At 43.8% G+C, this 18,829-nt stretch carries 14 protein-coding genes and 1 pseudogene; 14 read left to right on the forward strand and 1 reads right to left on the reverse strand.

The genetic code is table 11. The features are described from left to right. From FTV34_RS10860 to FTV34_RS10925, 14 genes and pseudogenes are all read left to right on the forward strand, one after another. Window positions 1–389 (forward strand): annotated as a pseudogene (locus FTV34_RS10860) (IS5-like element ISAba31 family transposase); the annotation flags it as partial. Between the two features lie 222 nt (window positions 390–611). Next, window positions 612–1,952 (forward strand): MFS transporter, encoded by a 1,341-nt coding sequence (locus FTV34_RS10865; protein ID WP_180052686.1) that lies wholly within the window; start codon window positions 612–614, stop codon window positions 1,950–1,952. Between the two features lie 40 nt (window positions 1,953–1,992). Then, window positions 1,993–4,539 carry a nitrite reductase large subunit NirB gene (gene nirB / locus FTV34_RS10870; RefSeq protein ID WP_218949361.1) on the forward strand — a complete coding sequence of 849 codons (2,547 nt, stop codon included), beginning with the start codon at window positions 1,993–1,995 and terminating at the stop codon, window positions 4,537–4,539. A 24-nt stretch (window positions 4,540–4,563) separates the two neighbouring features. Next, a complete protein-coding gene (gene nirD / locus FTV34_RS10875; protein ID WP_180070132.1) occupies window positions 4,564–6,174 on the forward strand; it encodes a nitrite reductase small subunit NirD in 1,611 nt (536 codons plus the stop codon). Between the two features lie 295 nt (window positions 6,175–6,469). Further along, the gene (locus tag FTV34_RS10880) at window positions 6,470–9,250 is read left to right on the forward strand and encodes a nitrate reductase (RefSeq protein WP_180070134.1); all 2,781 of its coding nucleotides are present in this window, start codon (window positions 6,470–6,472) and stop codon (window positions 9,248–9,250) included. After that, on the forward strand, window positions 9,247–9,885 hold the full coding sequence (locus tag FTV34_RS10885; protein WP_180070136.1) for a molybdenum cofactor guanylyltransferase: 639 nt from the start codon (window positions 9,247–9,249) through the stop codon (window positions 9,883–9,885). The genes FTV34_RS10880 and FTV34_RS10885 overlap by 4 nt, the downstream gene beginning before the upstream one ends. Before the next feature lie 135 nt (window positions 9,886–10,020). Beyond that, complete coding sequence (moaA, locus tag FTV34_RS10890) at window positions 10,021–11,073, forward strand: GTP 3',8-cyclase MoaA (protein WP_180011433.1); 1,053 nt, start codon at window positions 10,021–10,023, stop codon at window positions 11,071–11,073. Window position 11,074: 1 nt separating this feature from the next. Then, on the forward strand, window positions 11,075–11,326 hold the full coding sequence (locus FTV34_RS10895; RefSeq protein ID WP_180070138.1) for a MoaD/ThiS family protein: 252 nt from the start codon (window positions 11,075–11,077) through the stop codon (window positions 11,324–11,326). 1 nt (window position 11,327) lies between these two features. Continuing rightward, window positions 11,328–11,876, forward strand: coding sequence for a molybdenum cofactor biosynthesis protein MoaE (locus FTV34_RS10900; protein WP_180070140.1), 549 nt, complete (start codon window positions 11,328–11,330; stop codon window positions 11,874–11,876). A gap of 49 nt (window positions 11,877–11,925) precedes the next feature. Beyond that, on the forward strand, window positions 11,926–12,849 hold the full coding sequence (moaCB, locus tag FTV34_RS10905) for a bifunctional molybdenum cofactor biosynthesis protein MoaC/MoaB (protein WP_180070141.1): 924 nt from the start codon (window positions 11,926–11,928) through the stop codon (window positions 12,847–12,849). Beyond that, window positions 12,849–14,078, forward strand: a complete 1,230-nt coding sequence (locus FTV34_RS10910) for a molybdopterin molybdotransferase MoeA (protein ID WP_180070144.1) — start codon at window positions 12,849–12,851, stop codon at window positions 14,076–14,078. Before moaCB ends, FTV34_RS10910 begins: the two co-directional genes overlap by 1 nt. Before the next feature lie 15 nt (window positions 14,079–14,093). Then, a complete protein-coding gene (modA, locus tag FTV34_RS10915; RefSeq protein WP_180070146.1) occupies window positions 14,094–14,855 on the forward strand; it encodes a molybdate ABC transporter substrate-binding protein in 762 nt (253 codons plus the stop codon). Between the two features lie 26 nt (window positions 14,856–14,881). Next, window positions 14,882–15,565, forward strand: a complete 684-nt coding sequence (gene modB, locus FTV34_RS10920; RefSeq protein ID WP_159124321.1) for a molybdate ABC transporter permease subunit — start codon at window positions 14,882–14,884, stop codon at window positions 15,563–15,565. Window position 15,566: 1 nt separating this feature from the next. Beyond that, complete coding sequence (locus FTV34_RS10925) at window positions 15,567–16,208, forward strand: ATP-binding cassette domain-containing protein (protein WP_180070148.1); 642 nt, start codon at window positions 15,567–15,569, stop codon at window positions 16,206–16,208. Here FTV34_RS10925 and FTV34_RS10930 read toward each other — a convergent pair. Then, window positions 16,198–18,750 (reverse strand): EAL domain-containing protein, encoded by a 2,553-nt coding sequence (locus FTV34_RS10930; RefSeq protein WP_180070150.1) that lies wholly within the window; start codon window positions 18,748–18,750, stop codon window positions 16,198–16,200. The two genes, FTV34_RS10925 and FTV34_RS10930, sit on opposite strands and share 11 nt — an antisense overlap. Window positions 18,751–18,829 lie beyond the last annotated feature (79 nt).

Raw genomic sequence — 18,829 nt, forward strand, 5'->3', positions numbered from 1 at the left:
TACATTTGATTGTTGATGCACATGGCAATCCTATTGATTTCATGATTACCGATGGAACCACACATGATGTTAAAGTTGCGCCTGATTTAATATCAACATTAGATTTAAAAGAGACAAAAGTGGTATGCGCAGATAAAGGCTATGATTCAGAACCACTGCGTGAACAGATCAGGAAAACAGGGACTAAAGCGAATATACCAAAGAAAACGAATAGCCAATCGAACAATGACCATATGGACTGGTATTTATATAAAATCAGGCATTTAGTTGAAAATATGTTTTGTAGATTAAAGCAATTTAGAGGAATAGCTACTCGATATGACAAGCTCAAAAGAAATTATCAAAGTTCTGTTGCCTTAGCCTGTATATTTTTATGTCTACCTTTATAGGGTTAATTATGAACAGTAAGTGTCAACAGACCCTAATATAAATACAAATACTTATTCGTATAACTATTTTATTGGCACGCTTTGTGCTTATTAGAATTTGAGTCAAAGACGACTCTAAAGAAATTTGTAAGACGGCCAATGACGTCCGTTCTGATCGCATCTGGTGTGCAGCGATTCGCATAGCAGATAAGCCTATACGTTCAGTTCTGGAAGGAGATGGTGATGTCTTCAAATTTATATGAAAAGAAAGCAACAAAAATAAGTCTTTTGAATTTCAGCAGCGCAGCAATGAGAGCCTTCCATATGAGTTGGCTCGCGTTTTTTGTCTGCTTCTTTGCCTGGTTCGCCTGTGCACCGCTGATGCCTGTGATCGCGGGTGAATTCAGCTTAACCAAAGATCAAATCGCCAATATCAATATTGCAGCAGTCGCGATCACCATTCTGGTTCGACTGATTGTCGGTCCGCTATGTGACAAATATGGTCCACGGAAAACCTATACCGCATTACTCGTGCTCGGCAGTATCCCGGTTTTTGGTGTTGCCTCTGCGAATAGCTATGAATCTTTCCTGTTTTTCCGCTTACTGATTGGTGCCATTGGTGCCAGTTTCGTCATTACCCAATATCACACCAGCATCATGTTTGCGCCGAATGTAGTGGGTACAGCGAATGCAGCATCTGCAGGCTGGGGTAATGCCGGTGGTGGTGCGACTCAAGCTCTAATGCCATTACTTCTGGCTGCACTAGTAATGTTCGGTGTTGAACAGGCGATGGGCTGGAGAATTGCCTTAATTGTTCCAGGCCTGATGATGCTGATTGTCGGTGCCTTGTACTGGAAATTCACTCAGGACTGCCCACAAGGCAACTTTAAAGAACTGCGTGCAGCAGGAATTCAGGTTGGTAGCGAGAAAAAAGGTGGCATGGCAATTCTGATGCATGCTGCACGTAACTACCGTGTCTGGATTCTATTTGGCGCTTATGCGGCCTGTTTCGGTATCGAAATCTTCATTCATAACATCGTAGCCATGTACTACGTAGAAAACTTCAGCTTTGGTTTAAAAGAAGCAGGTATGACGGCCGGGATCTTCGGTCTGCTAGCCCTGTTTGCCCGTGCACTGGGTGGCATCGTTTCAGACAAAGTTGCCATCAAAAAAGGCCTGGACGGACGTACCAAAGTGCTGTTTGCCATGATCTTGATGGAAGGCTTATTCCTGATTTTATTCTCGCAAATGAACAGTGCCATGCTGGCCATCATCACCATGACTGTCTTCGCATTATTTACCCACATGGCATGTGGTGCAACGTATGCGCTGGTGCCATTTATTGACCGTGATGCTTTAGGTGGTGTGGCCGGCATTATCGGTGCAGGCGGTAACGTGGGTGCGGTCGCAGCAGGATTCTTACTTAAAGGCATGCTGGATATTCAAACCTGTCTGATGGCACTTGGCGGCCTGGTCGTGATTGCAGCAAGTTTTGTTCTGATGATTCGCTTCTCGGTTGAGCATAAGGCCAAAGAGCAAAAGCTATATGAAGAAGCTGTTCTTGAACGAAACAACCTGGCTTAAAACACAAGATACAAGATTTAGAAAATTTAGGAGAAGGAATATGAAACTGGTAATGATTGGCCATGGCATGGTAGGACACAAATTTATTGAATCTGTGCTTGAGCATGCGGGTGATGACGTTGAAATCACGATTCTGGCAGAAGAGCCGCGTCTGGCTTATGACCGTGTTCATTTAACTGAATATTTCACTGGAAAATCAGCCAAGGATTTAACCCTTTGCCGTAACGACTTTGCAGATGCGTATGGAATTGATCTGCGTTTAAGTACCAAAGCGACTGCAATCGATACTGTTAATAAAACAGTCACCACTAATCATGGCGATGTGATTGCTTATGACAAACTGGTTTTAGCTACCGGCTCCTATGCTTTTGTTCCACCAATTCCAGGCAACGACCGTGAAAACTGCTTTGTTTACCGTACCATTGAAGATCTGGATGCAATCCGTGCAGCAAGTCTGAATGCCAAAAACGGTGTCGTGATTGGTGGCGGGTTGCTGGGTCTAGAAGCTGCTAAAGCCCTGCGTGACCTGAATCTGGAAACTCACGTGGTTGAGTTTGCACCACGCTTGATGGCAGTACAGATTGATGACCTAGGCGGTAAAGTGCTACGTACCAAAATCGAAGATCTAGGCGTTAAAGTCCATACCCAAAAAGCAACTTCGTCTATTGAAGACGGCGTAAATGCTAAACATGTGATGAAGTTTGGTGATGGTGCCGAGCTGGAAACTGACATCATTCTGTTCTCTGCAGGGATCCGTCCACGTGATGAGCTAGCACGTCAAAGTGGGCTGGCGATTGGTGAGCGCGGTGGTATCGTGATCAATGATTACTGCCAGACATCAAATCCGGACATTTACGCAATTGGTGAATGTGCGCTGTGGAATAACAAGATTTTTGGTCTGGTTGCGCCCGGCTATGACATGGCACGTATTGCTGCGAAACATGTCCTACAAGAAGAATGTGCAGCATTTGCTGGCGCAGACATGAGCACCAAGCTGAAACTGATGGGTGTGGATGTTGCATCAGTTGGCGATGCACATGCCATGACACCAGGTTCACTGAGCTACTTCTATGCAGATGAAGCAGCGCAGATCTACAAAAAAATCGTAGTTAATGCTGAAAAAACCAAACTGCTCGGTGCAGTGCTGGTCGGTTGTGCCAAAGAATATAACGACCTGCTGCAAATGATGCTAAATGGTCTGGAAATCCCGGAAAATCCGGAAAGCCTGATCATGCCGGGCTTTGATCAAGCGACTGCAAAAGCAGGCGGTAGCGGTGTAGATCTGCTCCCAGACAGCGCAACGATCTGTTCATGTAATAACGTATCTAAAGCGGATATCTGTTCAGCGATTGCCGATGGTTCAACTTCACTAGGCGCTCTGAAAAAATGCACCAAAGCAGCTACTGCATGTGGTGGTTGTGCACCTTTAGTCACTCAAGTATTGAAGTCTGAACTGCAACGCCAAGGCGTGACAGTGAATAACCATCTGTGTGAACACTTTGCTTATTCACGCCAAGAGCTGTATCACCTGGTGCGCGTCAATGAGATCAAAACTTTTGATGACCTGATCCAGCAACATGGTCATGGTCTGGGCTGTGATATCTGTAAGCCAACAGTGGCCAATATTCTTGCATCTTGCTGGAACGACTTTGTCCTGAAACCAAGCCATGCCGGCCTGCAAGACAGTAACGATTACTACCTCGGTAACATTCAAAAAGATGGTACTTACTCTGTCGTTCCTCGTATGGCAGGTGGTGAAGTCACTCCAGATGGTCTGATCGTCATTGGTCAAATTGCTAAAGAATATGGTCTGTACACCAAATTGACTGGCGGCCAGCGTGTCGATATGTTTGGTGCGCAACTGCATCAATTACCAGAAATCTGGGAAAAACTGATCAATGCCGGTTTTGAATCGGGGCATGCTTACGGTAAATCGCTGCGTACCGTGAAATCTTGTGTGGGTAGCACCTGGTGCCGCTATGGTGTGGATGATTCTGTGGGCTTGGCGATCTATCTGGAAAACCGCTACAAAGGCTTACGTTCTCCACACAAACTGAAAATGGCGGTATCTGGCTGTACCCGTGAATGTGCCGAAGCACAAAGCAAAGACGTCGGTGTGATTGCCACTGAAAAAGGCTGGAACCTGTATGTCTGCGGTAACGGCGGTATGAAACCACGCCACGCGGAACTGCTGGCATCAGATCTGGATACACAAACTTTAGTCCGCTATATCGACCGTTTCTTCATGTTCTATATCCAGACTGCAGACCGTCTGCAACGTACTTCAGTATGGCGCGACAATCTCGAAGGTGGCCTGGATTATCTGAAAGATGTCGTTGTGAATGACTCACTTGGTTTGGCAGCGGAATTAGAACGCCGTATGGAGCATGTGGTGGGCACTTATCAGGATGAATGGCGTACTGCAGTTGAAGATCCAGAAGTCCGTAAACGTTTCAAAACCTTTATTAATGCCAAGGCTGAACAGCAAAACGATCCGCATGTTCAATTTACTGAAGTGCGCGGTCAGATCCGTCCAAAAACTGAAGCTGAACGCAATGCCAGCCGTATTCCGGTAGTCGAAGCCTGATTCAAAGAATAAAGGAGCGAGAATATGACAATTTTAAAAAATATGAATGAACTGAATTGGGTTGAAGTGTGTGCACTGGATGACATTACGCCAAATACGGGTGTCGCTGCATTGGTGGAAGATCAGCAAATTGCTTTGTTTCGTGTGGGTAATGAAAAGCGTATTTACGCTTTAAGCAATCAGGATCCATTTAGCAAAGCATTTGTGATGTCACGTGGAATTTTGGGTGACCTGCAAGGCGAGCGTGTTGTCGCTTCACCAATTTACAAGCAACATTTCAGTCTGGCGACTGGCCGCTGTCTGGAAGATAAAGATCAAAAACTGCTGGTATTTCCAAACAAAATTGAAAATGGCAAGGTGTTCATTAGCCCAGTGCCACAAAAAACCTATATCACCAATAACGGTGTTTCACCGGAAAAAATGAAACTGGTACTGGTCGGTAATGGTCTGGCAGGCATGCGTTGTCTGGAAGACCTGCTGGATATGGCACCAGACCGTTATGAAATTACTGTGATTGGTGAAGAGCCGTGGGGTAACTACAACCGCATCATGCTGTCGCCAGTGCTTTCTGGCGAGAAAACCATTGATGACATCATGCTGCATCCACATGCCTGGTATGCCGACAAAGGTATTCGTCTGATTGCAGGTGATCCTGCGATTCGTATCGACCGTCCGCGTAAGCAGGTTTATACCGAAAAAGGCGAAGTGATCAGTTATGACCGTTTGATTCTGGCGACGGGTTCCAAGCCATTCGTTCCGCCAATTCCAGGCAGTGACTTAAAAGGCGTACTCAGCTTCCGCGACATTTATGATGTGAACAACATGCTGGACTACTGCAAAACCAAGAAAAATGCGGTGGTGATTGGTGGCGGTCTACTAGGTCTGGAAGCTGCTTATGGCCTGCAACAGCAAGGCATGAATGTCACAGTATTGCATCTGATGGATCGCATCATGGACCGTCAGTTGGACAGTAAAGCCAGCCAGATGCTGAAAACTGCGATTGAACAGAAAGGCATCACCATTCTGACTGAAGCGAATACCGAATGCCTGATTGGTGAAGAAGGTCATGTGACCCAAGTGAAACTCAAAGATGGCACCGTGCTGGCTGCTGATTTGGTGGTCTTTGCAGTTGGTATTCGTCCAAATATCGCATTGGCGCAAAGTGCTGGTCTGCGTTGTAATCGCGGTGTGCTGGTAAATGACACCATGCAGACTTTTGACCCAAGTATTTATGCGGTGGGTGAATGTATCGAGCACCGTGGTCAAACCTTTGGTCTGGTTGAACCACTTTGGGGCCAGGCGTTCATTTGTGCATCACATCTGGCCGAGCATGGCAGCTTGACCTTTAAAGCGCCGACGGTTCCGACTCAGCTGAAAGTGAGTGGTTGTGATGTGTTCTCTGCAGGTGACTTCGAACCAAAAGATGATTTTGAAGATATCGTACTGAATGATGAAAAGCGTCAGATCTATAAACGCATTATTATTCAAAAAGATAAAGTCATTGGTGCGGTGCTGTTTGGTGATACGGAAGACGGTACCTGGTATGCCGAACTGATTGCAGATCAAACCCCAATTGCAACGATTCGTAACAAGCTGCTTTTTGGTCGGGATTTTGCATTAAAGAAAGCAGGGTAAAAAATCAATTTGTCATGGTGAAACCAAGATCCGCGGAAACGTCATCCGCAACTGTTTGAGCCAAGACAAAATATGAAAATGAATGTTTCTGCGACCTTTTTGATACATGCCGGATGAGGGCGAGTTTTGCGGATCTTACGCCACAGTGTGGCTCAGGTTTTGCCTACTTTTCCCGAAAGAAAAGTAGGTCGAACCGAAGGTTGATCCAAATAAATGAGTTGCATTGAAAAGACACCGTTGTAATGAACCTTTTTTGAAAAGAATTAAATTGTGTTTCAACTCCTAAGGAGCATCCATGAACAGTATTCCCGTTGTGGAAATTGAAAGCTCCACAGAATTAAAAACTAAAACCACACAGACCACGTGCCCATATTGCGGCGTGGGTTGTGGTGTGACTGCACATGTAACGCCGACCATATCAGGTCCGAAAGTGACTGTTGAAGGCGATGCCAATCATCCTTCTAATTACGGTAAGCTGTGTATTAAAGGCAGTAATTTGGCCGATACCCTAGGACTTGAAACTCGTTTACTACATCCAATGCTGGGTCGTAAAGATCAGCGTGAAGTCACGAGTTGGGATACTGCAGTTTCGTCCATTGCCAATAAATTCCAACAATATATCGACCAGTATGGTCGTGACAGTATTGCCTTTTATGTTTCCGGTCAGCTGCTGACCGAAGACTATTATGTAGTGAATAAATTCGTCAAAGGCTATCTTGGTACTGCAAACATCGATACCAATTCACGTCTGTGTATGTCTTCAGCTGTTGCTGCACATAAACGAGCTTTTGGCGAAGATTTGGTTCCAGCCAGCTACGAAGATTTCGAACATACTGACATGGTGGTACTGGTCGGTTCCAATACCGCTTGGTGTCATCCAGTGCTGTATCAGCGCATTATGAAAGCCAAGGAACAGCGCGACCTGTTTGTGGTCGTGGTTGATCCGCGTTTTACCAGTACCTGTGAAGCAGCAGATCTACACCTACCAATTCTGCCAGGTCAGGATGTGGCGCTGTTTAATGGCTTATTGCAGTACCTCTGGAAAAATAGTCACGCAGACCAAGAATTTATTGCTCAACATACACAAGGCTTGGAGCAAGCCTTAGTACAAAGTGAAGCTGAGTCTCCGATTCAAGAAGCTGCTCAACGTACCGGTATTGCAGTCGAGAAACTGCAAACTTTTTATCAGAAATTCGCCGAAACTGAAAAAGTTATGACCCTGTTTTCAATGGGGGTCAATCAGTCTTCGCAAGGGGTGAATAAAGCCAACAGCATTACCAATTGTCATCTATTAACAGGCAAAATTGGTAAATTGGGCGCAGCGCCATTTTCCATGACTGGTCAGCCAAATGCGATGGGAGGGCGTGAAGTCGGTGGTCTGGCCAATATGCTGGCTGCACATCTGGATTTAGAAAATTCGGGACATCAGCAGTTGGTACAAAGCTTCTGGCAAAGTCCAACCATCGCGACTCAGGTTGGCCTCAAAGCAGTCGATTTATTCCAAGCCGTTGAAAGTGGCAAGATTAAAGCGATCTGGATTATGGCAACTAATCCGGTAGTCAGCTTACCAGATGCCGATCAGGTTAAACGTGCCCTGGACAAATGTGAATTCGTGGTGGTGTCTGATATCTGTCAGGACACGGATACCACACAATATGCTGATGTCTTGTTACCCGCTTTAGGTTGGGGTGAAAAAGATGGCACCGTGACCAATTCGGAACGTCGTATTTCACGTCAGCATGCATTTTTGGATGCACCGGGTGAAGCCAAAGCGGACTGGTGGGCCATTGCTCAAGTGGCAAAACACATGGGCTTTAATGGCTTCGATTTCCAGAATAGTTATGAAATCTTTAAGGAGCATGCAGGGCTTTCTGCCTATCAGAATGCCGAACTGCATAAACGTACAGACACCTCATATTTCCGTTATTTCAACCTGCAAGGTTTAAGCAATTTAACTGCAGAAGAATATGATGAACTGGATCCGGTGCAATGGCCAGTTTGGGATAAGCAGCAAGATGCGAAATCTGTCGCCCGGTTATTTGCTCAAGGCCAGTTCAGTCATGCGGATGGCAAAGCCAAGTTTATTGCCACCACAGCGATTGATCCGGTAAATCAGGTTTCCAGTGAGTATCCTTTAATTCTCAATACCGGCCGGATCCGGGATCAGTGGCACACCATGAGCCGTACCGGTCTCTCTGCCAATTTAAGTACCCATCGTGCTGAGCCGTATTGTGAAATTCATCCACATGATGCCTTGAAATATGGGATTCAGGATGGTGAATTGGTTGAGGTGAAATCGCAGTGGGGCAATTGTGTCTTGCGTGCGACTATTAGTGACAATATCCGCCGTGGACAGGTCTTTGCCCCGATTCACTGGAATGATCAGGTCGCATCCGATGCGCGTATTGGCAAACTGGTGAATCCGGTAGTGGATGCTATTTCGGGTGAGCCAGAATTCAAGCATACTCCGGTTATCATCCATCCATTTTATAGCCAGTGGCAAGGCGTATTTTATGTGCGTCAAGGCTTTGAAAAAATCGTACAGCCGTCGATTGAAGCCACCGTGTGGTGGACTAAAATCACTACCAGCAAGGCAGTACGTTATGAACTGGCAGACCGGAAGAAATTTAGCTACACCACTGAGCATTTAAAAGAATTATTGCCATTTCAGGATGAAAGTTTTGAATGGCTGAATCTTGAAGATCAGACCGCCCACATCAGTCATAGCGTGATACTTCAGGATGGTCATGTGATTGCCAGTCTATATATTGCACCGAAGGCCTTATTGCCGGACCGTGACTGGGTGGCAAGTCTGTTTAAACGTGAACGTTTAAGTGCTATGCACCGTAAAGCCTTACTTGCCGGACAACCAATGTCGATGGCAAATAATGAAGGTCCACTGGTGTGTAGCTGTTTTAAAGTCGGTAAAAACCGCATCATTGAAACCATTAAAACTAAAAATATTACGGATGAAAAACAGGTGACCGCATGTTTAAAAGCCGGAGGGAATTGTGGTTCGTGTTTACCTGAAATCCGTGGCCTGATTAAAACATGTCAATTGGAGACGGTAGAATGAAAAAAGGAGCCGAGAGAGAAAATAATAAAACAGCCTATCCGCATACTGATCTGGTGATCCTGGCGGGTGGACAGGCAAGACGCATGAATGGCATCAACAAACTGTTGCAGAAATTCGATGACCAGATTCAGCTGATCAAGATTCACCAACAGCTGAAATCGAATGTTGCACAGGTCTGGATTAACAGCCATCGCGACTATTCCATTTACCAGAAACTTATTCCCAGTGTTCATTATTATCAAGATGATGAGCCGGGCTTTCAGGGGCCGTTAATGGGCATGAAAAGTGCCTGGTCGCATGTGCAGTCGGATTATGTACTGTTTGTCCCTTGTGACGTAACTTATATTCCTTCCAAAGTATTGCTCAAGTTACACCAGGCTCTAGCCAAAAATAGTCTGGCTCAAGTGGCCTATGTGGAAATTAACGGCAAGCCACTTTATCCATTTTGTCTGGTCAAATGCAGCAGTCTGGCAACCCTGAACTTACATCTTGAACAGGAACAGCGCAGTCTTAAACACTGTTTTGCTGATTTGCACGCACAAGTGGCACGTTTTAAAAATCGTGCGCTATTTTTTCACAGTATTAACTCACTGGATGAACTGCAACAGTATCAACAGCTCAAATTTCTGCACTAAAAACTGAATATTTTGCTTTTGGCACAAAGTTGGAACACTTATTGCAAATCTAATTATTACAAGATTGGGCGATTTGAGTTTCGCGCACTGCATATGTGCAACAACCCGCCCAATGCCTGAAGATGGATGTTCAACATGAATATGATGACACAGCTTAAAAATGATGCCTTGTTTGTCGATCAGTTCGGTCGTGGCAAGCGCAAGCTAAGGATTTCAGTGACTGATCGCTGTAATTTTAAATGTGTTTATTGTATGCCTGAACATCCGGAATGGATGAAAAAACACGATCTTCTTAGTTTTGAAGAGCTGTATCAATTTTGCGATTTTATGGTGCGTCATGGCATCCAGTATATCCGCATTACTGGTGGTGAGCCGTTAATGCGTCAGGGCGTAGTGCATTTTGTTGAACAACTGCAAGCGCTGAAAAAGCTGGGACTACAACGCATTTCCATGACTACGAATGCGCATTACTTAAAACAATATGCACAGGCCTTAAAGCAGGCGGGACTGGATGACCTGAATATTAGTTTGGACAGTCTGGATGCTGATCAGTTTAAACAGCTGACTCAAAAAGATTTGGCACCTGTGCTGGAAGGAATTCAGGCAGCACAAGTCGCTGGATTAGCGATTAAGATCAATACCGTATTGATGCAGGGTATCAATGATGATCAGATCCTGCCATTGGCGCGCTGGTCAGTTCAGCAAAACATTGTCCTGCGCTTTATCGAATTTATGCCACTTGATGGTGATCACAATTGGTCTACTGAGCATGTAGTCAGTGAACAATACATTTTAGAAACTTTGGCGACTGAATTTACGCTCACTCAAAAAACTAATAATTCTGCCCAATCAGCTTCGGAACCCGCACGCCAGTATCTGATTGATGGCCATCCGATTGGAATTATTTCAACCATTACCAATTCATTTTGTGGCAGCTGCGACCGCTTGCGATTGACTGCACAAGGTGAATTTTATAACTGCCTGTTTGCACCTCAAGGTTTGAATCTTAGAAAGGAAATCAAATCACTAAATGCATCTGTCGCTCTAAGTGAGTTGAATTTGTATGGTGCTTTATCCCGCTATATCTGGAACAAAGAACAGGGCTTTCATGCCATAGAGCAGCGCTTGAAAAATCAAAGTATGAATCAAAACAGCCGCAAAATTAGTATGCACATGATAGGAGGCTAAGATGTCACAGATCAGAATCAGAATTGAAGCCTTCGGTGCGGTAGAACGACAGTTACCGCAAAATCTCGAAATTATCTGCAAATCTCAAAGTACCGTATCTGAAGTTTTAAATCAGGTGAGCCAAGATTATCCTGATGCATTTGGCATGATTGAACGCTGTGCCTGTGCTATAGGTGAAGACATCATTTCACGTCAGACACTTCTTAATACTGACAGTACTTTGATGCTGTTGTCACCTGTAGCAGGAGGCTGAAATGAGCGAATTCAAGCAATTTTCTAGGATACAAGAAACTGCTTTAAATCTAGAAAGTTTTGATCCGATCCAGTCTTTTCCTGAATGTGGTGGAGTCGGCGTATTTATCGGAACGGTACGCAATCACCATGAAGGTAAAGCGGTCAAGGCATTGAAGTACACCGCTTATGCACCTGTTGCAGAAAAAATGATTCGCCAGATTGAACAGGAAATCCAGGCCAAATACGGCGTGTCCTATGTGCGGGTAATTCATCGAATTGGGGCATTAGATATTGGTGAAAAAGCCATCATTGCGATTGCTTATGCTGCACATCGACGTGAAGCTTTTGCCGCTTGTGAGGAAGCAGTGGAACGGGTTAAACATGAAGTGCCAGTCTGGAAAGAAGAGTTTTATATGGATGGCAGCAGTCAATATGTTGAGGGATGTTGTATCCGTAAAGATGTAGAAACTGCTCACACACATCGTCATTCAAAGCATTCAGATGAGACGCATCAACATTGCAATCATGCAAAAGAGAATACGCCATTAATTTATCAATGGCCGATATAAGTCAGAACAGATACACGTTTTAAGAAGAAATGAACTATAGGAACATGCAATGAAAAATGTCGGGATGAAAGCAGAAAGTTATCGGACTGCAGTAGCTACAGGGCTTCTGCATGCACCGCCACATTGCATTGAATTATTACGGAATGGCGATACAGAAAAGGGTGATGCACTAAAGACAGCTCGTATCGCCGGGATTTTAGGGGCTAAACGTACTGATGAACTGATTCCACTTTGTCATCCCTTACCAATTTATCGTGCAGATGTAGAATATGAACTGTTTGATGCACATGTCGAAATTATTGCCACAGTAGAAACTATTGGTCCAACTGGTGTGGAAATGGAAGCCTTGACTGCCGTTAGTCTGGCTGGATTAACTTTATACGACATGCTCAAACCACATTGTGAACCGGAAGATCTATGTCTGGATCAATGTAAATTGCAAAAGAAAAAAGGCGGTAAATCGCATTTTACCCGTGTCTTAAAAGAAGCCTTGCCAGCAGCCATCATTGTGCTTTCAGATACGGTCGCTGCTGGTAAAAAACCGGATACAGCAGGGCAAAATGTCCTGGAAATATTACAAGAAGCCAATTTTGAAAATATTGCCTATCAGGTAATCCCAGACGACCCTGAACAGTTATTGGCACTAGTTGAACAGCAAAAAAATGACTATCCATTGATCCTGACTGTAGGTGGAACAGGCTTGGGTCCTAAAGATTTAACCGTTGAAACTTTACAGCCTTTACTGAAACGGGAAATTCCTGGACTCATGGAAGCTTCACGCAGTTTCGGCCAGAAACGCACGCCGTATGCAGCTTTAAGTCGTGGCGTTGCGGGCTATATTGATAACAGTTTGGTAATGACTTTACCGGGCAGCCGACAAGGGGCTAAAGAATCTTTAATTGCTGTACTACCAGCGTTGGTACATTTATTTGATGTGCAGAAAAATATTCCACATCAAGGTGGTTATCAATAATGTCTGGATGCGGAGCAGAACATGGTCTGATTACAGTAGATCAGGCTTTAGAATTAATTTTGCAGCATACTCAAGTGTTAGCAACTGAACGATTGAAGTTGAATCAGGCCTTAAATCGTTATCTGGCAGAGGATATTTATTCTGGGATTAATCTACCGTTATTTTCGCAAAGTGCCGTAGATGGTTATGCATTGTGTACCCAATCTGCAATTGAACCAGAACGCGAATTCCAACTGATTGGTGAAATTCGGGCGGGACAACAGGGTGAACTGCAACTTCAGGATGGTCAGGCAGTCAGGATTTTTACTGGCGCTAAAATTCCGCTTGGGACTACTACGGTCGCACGTCAGGAAATTGTTCAAGTGATTGATTCATCCAAAATCAAAATTATGGAACAGCTCAGCGCTCATGCCGATATTCGCGATGTGGGCGAAGAAATTTCAGTCGAGCAATTATTGGCCAATAAAGGTCAACAGCTGTCAGTCGGTGCAATTGCCTCTTTAAGCATGGCGGGAATCAATACTGTTGAGGTTTTTCAATATTCTAAAGTGGCTGTGGTCATTACAGGTGATGAAGTTGCTGAAAGTATAGAAGACTTTGTAGCGGGTAAAATCTTTGATGCCAACGGTCCCTTGATTGAAGCCTGGTTTCAGCAAGCCGGGCAGCAGGTTGAAATTTTTCATGTTGCAGATACTGAGGCGGCAGTACGGAATCTCATTCAAGAATTATCAGCAAGCTATGACCTGATTTTAACCACAGGCGGTGTATCTGTCGGAGATTATGATTTCATTCGGCCTGTAGCACTAGATTTAGGCTTTGAACAGATATTCTGGAAAGTAAAACAGAAGCCGGGCAAGCCGATGTTCTTTGCCCAGCTACAGCGAAATGATAGTTCACATTGTTATCTGCTGGGTTTGCCGGGAAATCCCGCAGCAGTGTATGTCGGCATGCAGATCTACACCGCAACTTTATTAAATGCCTTACAAGGCCACAAATCTCAGCCGAACTGGTTTAATGCTGTACTCACCCATGATCTGAAAATGGATACCAGAGAGCGCTTTTTAAGAATGTCCGCCAGTTTTGAGCAATCGGTTTTACGAGTTAAAAGTCTGTCCAAACAGCAATCACATATGCTGAGCAATCTCATGCAGGCTAATTGTCTGGTTCGAATTCCGGCAGGAAAAAGCCTGAAAGAAGGGGATATTGTTCAAGGCTTATTTATTCACTGATGAGGGTAGATGCACATGAAAAAATCTCTGTTTTTATTCATGTGCATTGCCATGATGTTTTCATCAGTCCATGCAGGAACAGTGAAGGTTTACGCGGCAGCGAGTCTAAATAATGCTGTGACCGAAATTTCCAGAATTTACCAAGCTCAACATCCGCAAACTAAGATTATTTCCGTATTTGGTGCATCTTCTGCTTTAGCCAAACAGATCGAAGCAGGAGCCAGCAGCGATCTATACTTTTCAGCTGATCAGGACTGGATGAATTATCTGGTACGAAAGAAACTCATAAATCCCAGTTCAGTTCATCCCATCCTGTTAAACCAATTAGTGACGATCAGCCCAAAACATCTGAATATTCATTTTAAACCCCAATCTAATTTTAATTTTGCCCAATCTTTTAAAGGTTATGTATGTACCGGGCAAATGGAGTCAGTGCCTGCCGGGAAATATGCCAAGCAAAGTCTGACCCAACTGAACTGGTTAAATGGCTTGAAAGGACGAATTGTTGGAACGGATGATGTACGCTCGGCTTTGGCTTTCGTCGAACGCGGTGAATGTGAAGTGGGGATTGTCTATAAAACTGATGCCTTGATCAGCCGAAAAGTAAAAATCATCGGTACTTTCCCAGCAAATTTACATAGTCCGATTATTTATCCTTTAGCTTTGACATGGCAAGGCGCACAGAATAAAGAAGCAGTGCAATTTGAACAATTTATACAAAAAAGTGCGCAGGCTAAAGCCATCTTTCAAAAATATGGATTTAGGCTGAACCCCTAGACAATGGCTGGAGAAATAACTGCAAGATGTTAAGTCCAGAAGAACTCAGTGCGCTCTACCTGTCTGCCAAGGTGGCCAGCTTTGCGACCTTATTCTGTTTACCTTTTGCAGTAGCATTGGCTTGGGTTTTGGCCAGATATGAATTTCGGCTTAAGTTTCTGGTCGAAGCATGTTTGCAATTGCCGATGGTGCTGCCACCTGTGGTTTTGGGTTATCTGCTTCTGATACTGTTTGGTAATCAAGGCATGATTGGCCAATATCTCAATACACTCGGATTGCAACTGGCATTTAACTGGAAAGGGGCGGTATTGGCCTCGATGATTGTGGCATTTCCGCTGATGGTGCAACCGATCCGTTTGTCATTTCAGCTTATGAACCAGCAACTCGAACATATCGCAGGTTCATTGGGCGCAGCACCGTGGAAAGTGTTTTGGAGTATCAATTTACCTCTGGCGATTCCCGGTATGCTGATTGGCAGCATCTTATGTTTTAGCCGCAGTCTGGGTGAGTTTGGTGCCACCATTACTTTTGTGGGAAATATTCCGGATGAAACCCGCACTATTCCCATCGCAATTTATTCCTTACTGCAACAACCGAATGGTGAAGAAATGGCGATGCGTCTGGTGGTTTTATCTATTTTTTTGGCATTTACTGCCTTAATTGCCAATTATTTTATTTTGCAAAACTATCAACGGAAATTAGGAGGCTGAAATGTTGAAGTGTGATTTTCAATATCAACAAGCCGATTTCGAGTTGAATATTAAACTGGAAATATCGCAGCAACTATTGGGGATCGTCGGTGCATCTGGAAGCGGAAAAAGTACTTTACTCAAAAATATTGTTGGACTATTAAAACCTGATCAAGGATATATTCAGTTTAAACATCAAGATTTAATCAATACAGAAAAGAAAATTAATATTCCAATGCATCAGCGCAAAATTGCATTAGTTTTCCAGAATGCTTTGCTGTTTCCACATATGAATGTGCAGCAGAACCTATGTTATGCAGAAAAACTGATATCTAAAGCAGATCGAAAATTCAAGTTTGAAGACATCGTAGAATTATTAGAATTAAAACCTTTAATATATCGTAGAGCACACCAACTCTCAGGTGGGGAAGCACAGCGTGTCTCTATTGGTCGAGCATTATTGTCTTCACCAAATTTGTTGCTACTAGATGAACCTTTAACGGGCCTAGATCAGCAGTTAAAACAGCAGATTTTACCGTTCCTAAAACGGATCAAAGACGAGCTAAATCTACCGATGATTTATGTGACTCATCATTTAGAAGAATTAGCTTACTTAGAAGCCGAAACTGTACAGCTCAAAAAGGGCATATTAATCAGGAACTGATTAACTCCAGCTGATTGAGTCGGGCAGGTTTTGCATAGTAAAAACCTTGCAGATAATCACAATGATGTGACTTTAAACACTCAGCCTGTTCAGGATTCTCAATTCCTTCCGCAACGACTTCCAGATCCAGCTTATGCGCTAGGGTAATCATGGCTTCAATAATGGCCTCATCTCGTGGATTGCCAGGTAAATGCTGAACAAAGCTACGATCCAGTTTGATTTCATCGATCGGAAGACTACGTAAATAACTTAAACTCGAATAACCAGTGCCAAAGTCATCTACCGAAACTTTAATGCCCAAAGCCCGGACATTTTTTAAGATCTCAATGGACTTATCACCGCTGGCAATCAGCATGCTTTCAGTCACTTCGAGTTTTAGTAACTCATGCGGGAATTCAATTTCCGCTAATAATTGCTGGAGATCACTCAGGAATCCACTTCTTTTAAACTGTAAAGGAGATAGATTGACGGCAACCGAAATTTGAGTCTCATGCTGCATATTCCAGGCTTTAACTTCCTCACAAGCCTGTCTAAGTACCCATTCGCCAATTGAGACGATTTGCCCGGTCCTTTCTGCAAAAGGAATGAAATCGGCAGGAGAAATAAAGCCTTTTTCTGGATGTTGCCAGCGGATCAAAGCTTCCAGACATTTGACCTTGCCCGTTTCACTGTCCAGAATCGGCTGATAAAACAGTTTAAACTGCTGTTCATGCAGAGCGACCATCAGTTCATGACGAAGCTGTACATAATCTACCTTCGGTAAAGGCTCTTTCGTGAAATTATACCAGTGCCAAGTATTACCCCCTTCGGCATTAGCATCACGCATGGCATCCTTGGCTGCATTGATAAACTGCTTAACGCATTTGATGTCGGGATCAGCATCAGCGACACCGATACTTGCACTCAGGTGAATGTCGTAACCATCTACGTGAAAAGGTTGAGATAATCCGGCGATGATTTCTTCGGCACGTACAGCAACTTGCTTGAGATCATTCATTTGAGTTAATAAAATTGCAAACTCATCTCCTGAAAATCTGGAAATTACATCTTCCGGCTGCAGGTTTTGGCTCAGACGATTGCCCACCAGTTTTAAAATTTTATCGCCAATATCATGACCGAGGCTTTGATTCAAAGGTTCAAAATCATCCAGATCCAGATATAAAAGCACTAGATTTGCAGAACCACTCTGCGCTAGATGCAGTTTTTCCTGAACCACTTCTTCAAACAGCTTATTGTTGATAAAGCCGGTTAAATGGTCATGTGATTCCTGATAAGCGATTAGTTCTTGCTGGGCAACATGCTGACTCACATCCTGTTGAATGGCAATGAAATGAGTGCACTTATGATTTTCATCAAAGACTGGACCTAGGTTTAGCTTGTTCCAGAACCAGTGTCCATCCTTACGATAATTTTTCAGGACAATCTTGATTTCAGATTTATTCTGAATGGCTTCGCTGATTTGCTGGACGCTTTCCGCGGAAGTATCAGATCCCTGCAAGATGCGGCAATTTTTTCCTTTGAGTTCTTCCAGGCTATAACCGGTAATCTGCTCAAAGGCCGGATTAACATATTCAATAGGCTGGTCATTTTCTGCCGAAGTTAAAATAATGCCATGCGGATTTGCATCGACACTACGTTTCATTAATCGCAGCATTTCATTGTTTTGATAGCGTTCAGTTATATCGCGTGCCACGCTAAAAATACCGACAATTTCACCATTCACTTTAATTGGCAAAAAAGTTAAATCGAGCCAGTATTTCTGTCCTGCCGAGTTATGTGCCTGAACTTCAAGGTGTCCAGTCAGACCATGCTTGGCCTGCTCAAAGGCTTCTAAGGCAAGAGGGCGATGTTCAGGTTCAATAAAATGGTCAATTTTAGTTCCGATATGCGATTTAACACCAACTTCGTTAAAAAATTTGGTGGCCAGGTTGGCATCTACAATATTGCCGTCCAGATTATGCTCAAAAATTGCATCGGGATGAAAAGAGAAAAATGACTGATATTTATCTTTGAGATGATTTCGTTTTTTGCGTTCTTCATACAGCTCAAAGGTTAAGGCGATCAGCGAAGCTGCATATTGCAGCAGGTCAATTTCATTTGGAGTAGGGGACTTAATCGAACGATAATAAGTACCAAAAGAGCCAAAAAGTTTGCCACTCCCATTGGCAATTGGTACGGACCAGCAAGCTCTTAAACCATTTTGTTTAACCAGATCTTTATATGCGACCCAGTTCGGATCATTGAGTAAATTCTCACAGACCACTAAACGACGATGATATGCAGCTGCACCACACGCGCCTACATTCGGGCCGATTTTTAGATCTTTTAAAGCGTCTATATATTCTCTGGAAAAATAGGATGGTTCTTTTATTAAGTTAAGCGTTTGTTCCTGTTCCGAATACAACATGAAAGATACCAGTGCATCCGGGATTTTATCCCCTAACCATTCGGTAATCGCATCTATGATATCCTCTAAGGCAGCAGCTTGACCAATCAGATTAAAAATCTCTTGGCTGGTGCCTCCATTATAAAAAGAAGTCATATTGTATCCTTAAGTATAAACCTCTATATAAACCTAGAAGTATTAGAGAAATTATACTGTTTTTTTGAATAAAAGATCT

This window comes from Acinetobacter sp. YH16038 (assembly GCF_013417275.1).
Taxonomy (GTDB): Bacteria; Pseudomonadota; Gammaproteobacteria; order Pseudomonadales; family Moraxellaceae; genus Acinetobacter.

Bases quoted from the DNA above. Each gene is read 5' to 3' on its own strand.
- moaCB (WP_180070141.1), top strand. From the start codon at position 11,926: ATGAAAAATGTCGGGATGAAAGCAGAAAGTTATCGGACTGCAGTAGCT.
- FTV34_RS10930 (WP_180070150.1), bottom strand. From the start codon at position 18,750: ATGACTTCTTTTTATAATGGAGGCACCAGCCAAGAGATTTTTAATCTG.
- FTV34_RS10895 (WP_180070138.1), top strand. From the start codon at position 11,075: ATGTCACAGATCAGAATCAGAATTGAAGCCTTCGGTGCGGTAGAACGA.
- FTV34_RS10880 (WP_180070134.1), top strand. From the start codon at position 6,470: ATGAACAGTATTCCCGTTGTGGAAATTGAAAGCTCCACAGAATTAAAA.
- FTV34_RS10900 (WP_180070140.1), top strand. From the start codon at position 11,328: ATGAGCGAATTCAAGCAATTTTCTAGGATACAAGAAACTGCTTTAAAT.
- nirD (WP_180070132.1), top strand. From the start codon at position 4,564: ATGACAATTTTAAAAAATATGAATGAACTGAATTGGGTTGAAGTGTGT.
- nirB (WP_218949361.1), top strand. From the start codon at position 1,993: ATGAAACTGGTAATGATTGGCCATGGCATGGTAGGACACAAATTTATT.
- moaA (WP_180011433.1), top strand. From the start codon at position 10,021: ATGAATATGATGACACAGCTTAAAAATGATGCCTTGTTTGTCGATCAG.
- FTV34_RS10865 (WP_180052686.1), top strand. From the start codon at position 612: ATGTCTTCAAATTTATATGAAAAGAAAGCAACAAAAATAAGTCTTTTG.
- modB (WP_159124321.1), top strand. From the start codon at position 14,882: ATGTTAAGTCCAGAAGAACTCAGTGCGCTCTACCTGTCTGCCAAGGTG.
- modA (WP_180070146.1), top strand. From the start codon at position 14,094: ATGAAAAAATCTCTGTTTTTATTCATGTGCATTGCCATGATGTTTTCA.
- FTV34_RS10910 (WP_180070144.1), top strand. From the start codon at position 12,849: ATGTCTGGATGCGGAGCAGAACATGGTCTGATTACAGTAGATCAGGCT.
- FTV34_RS10925 (WP_180070148.1), top strand. From the start codon at position 15,567: ATGTTGAAGTGTGATTTTCAATATCAACAAGCCGATTTCGAGTTGAAT.
- FTV34_RS10885 (WP_180070136.1), top strand. From the start codon at position 9,247: ATGAAAAAAGGAGCCGAGAGAGAAAATAATAAAACAGCCTATCCGCAT.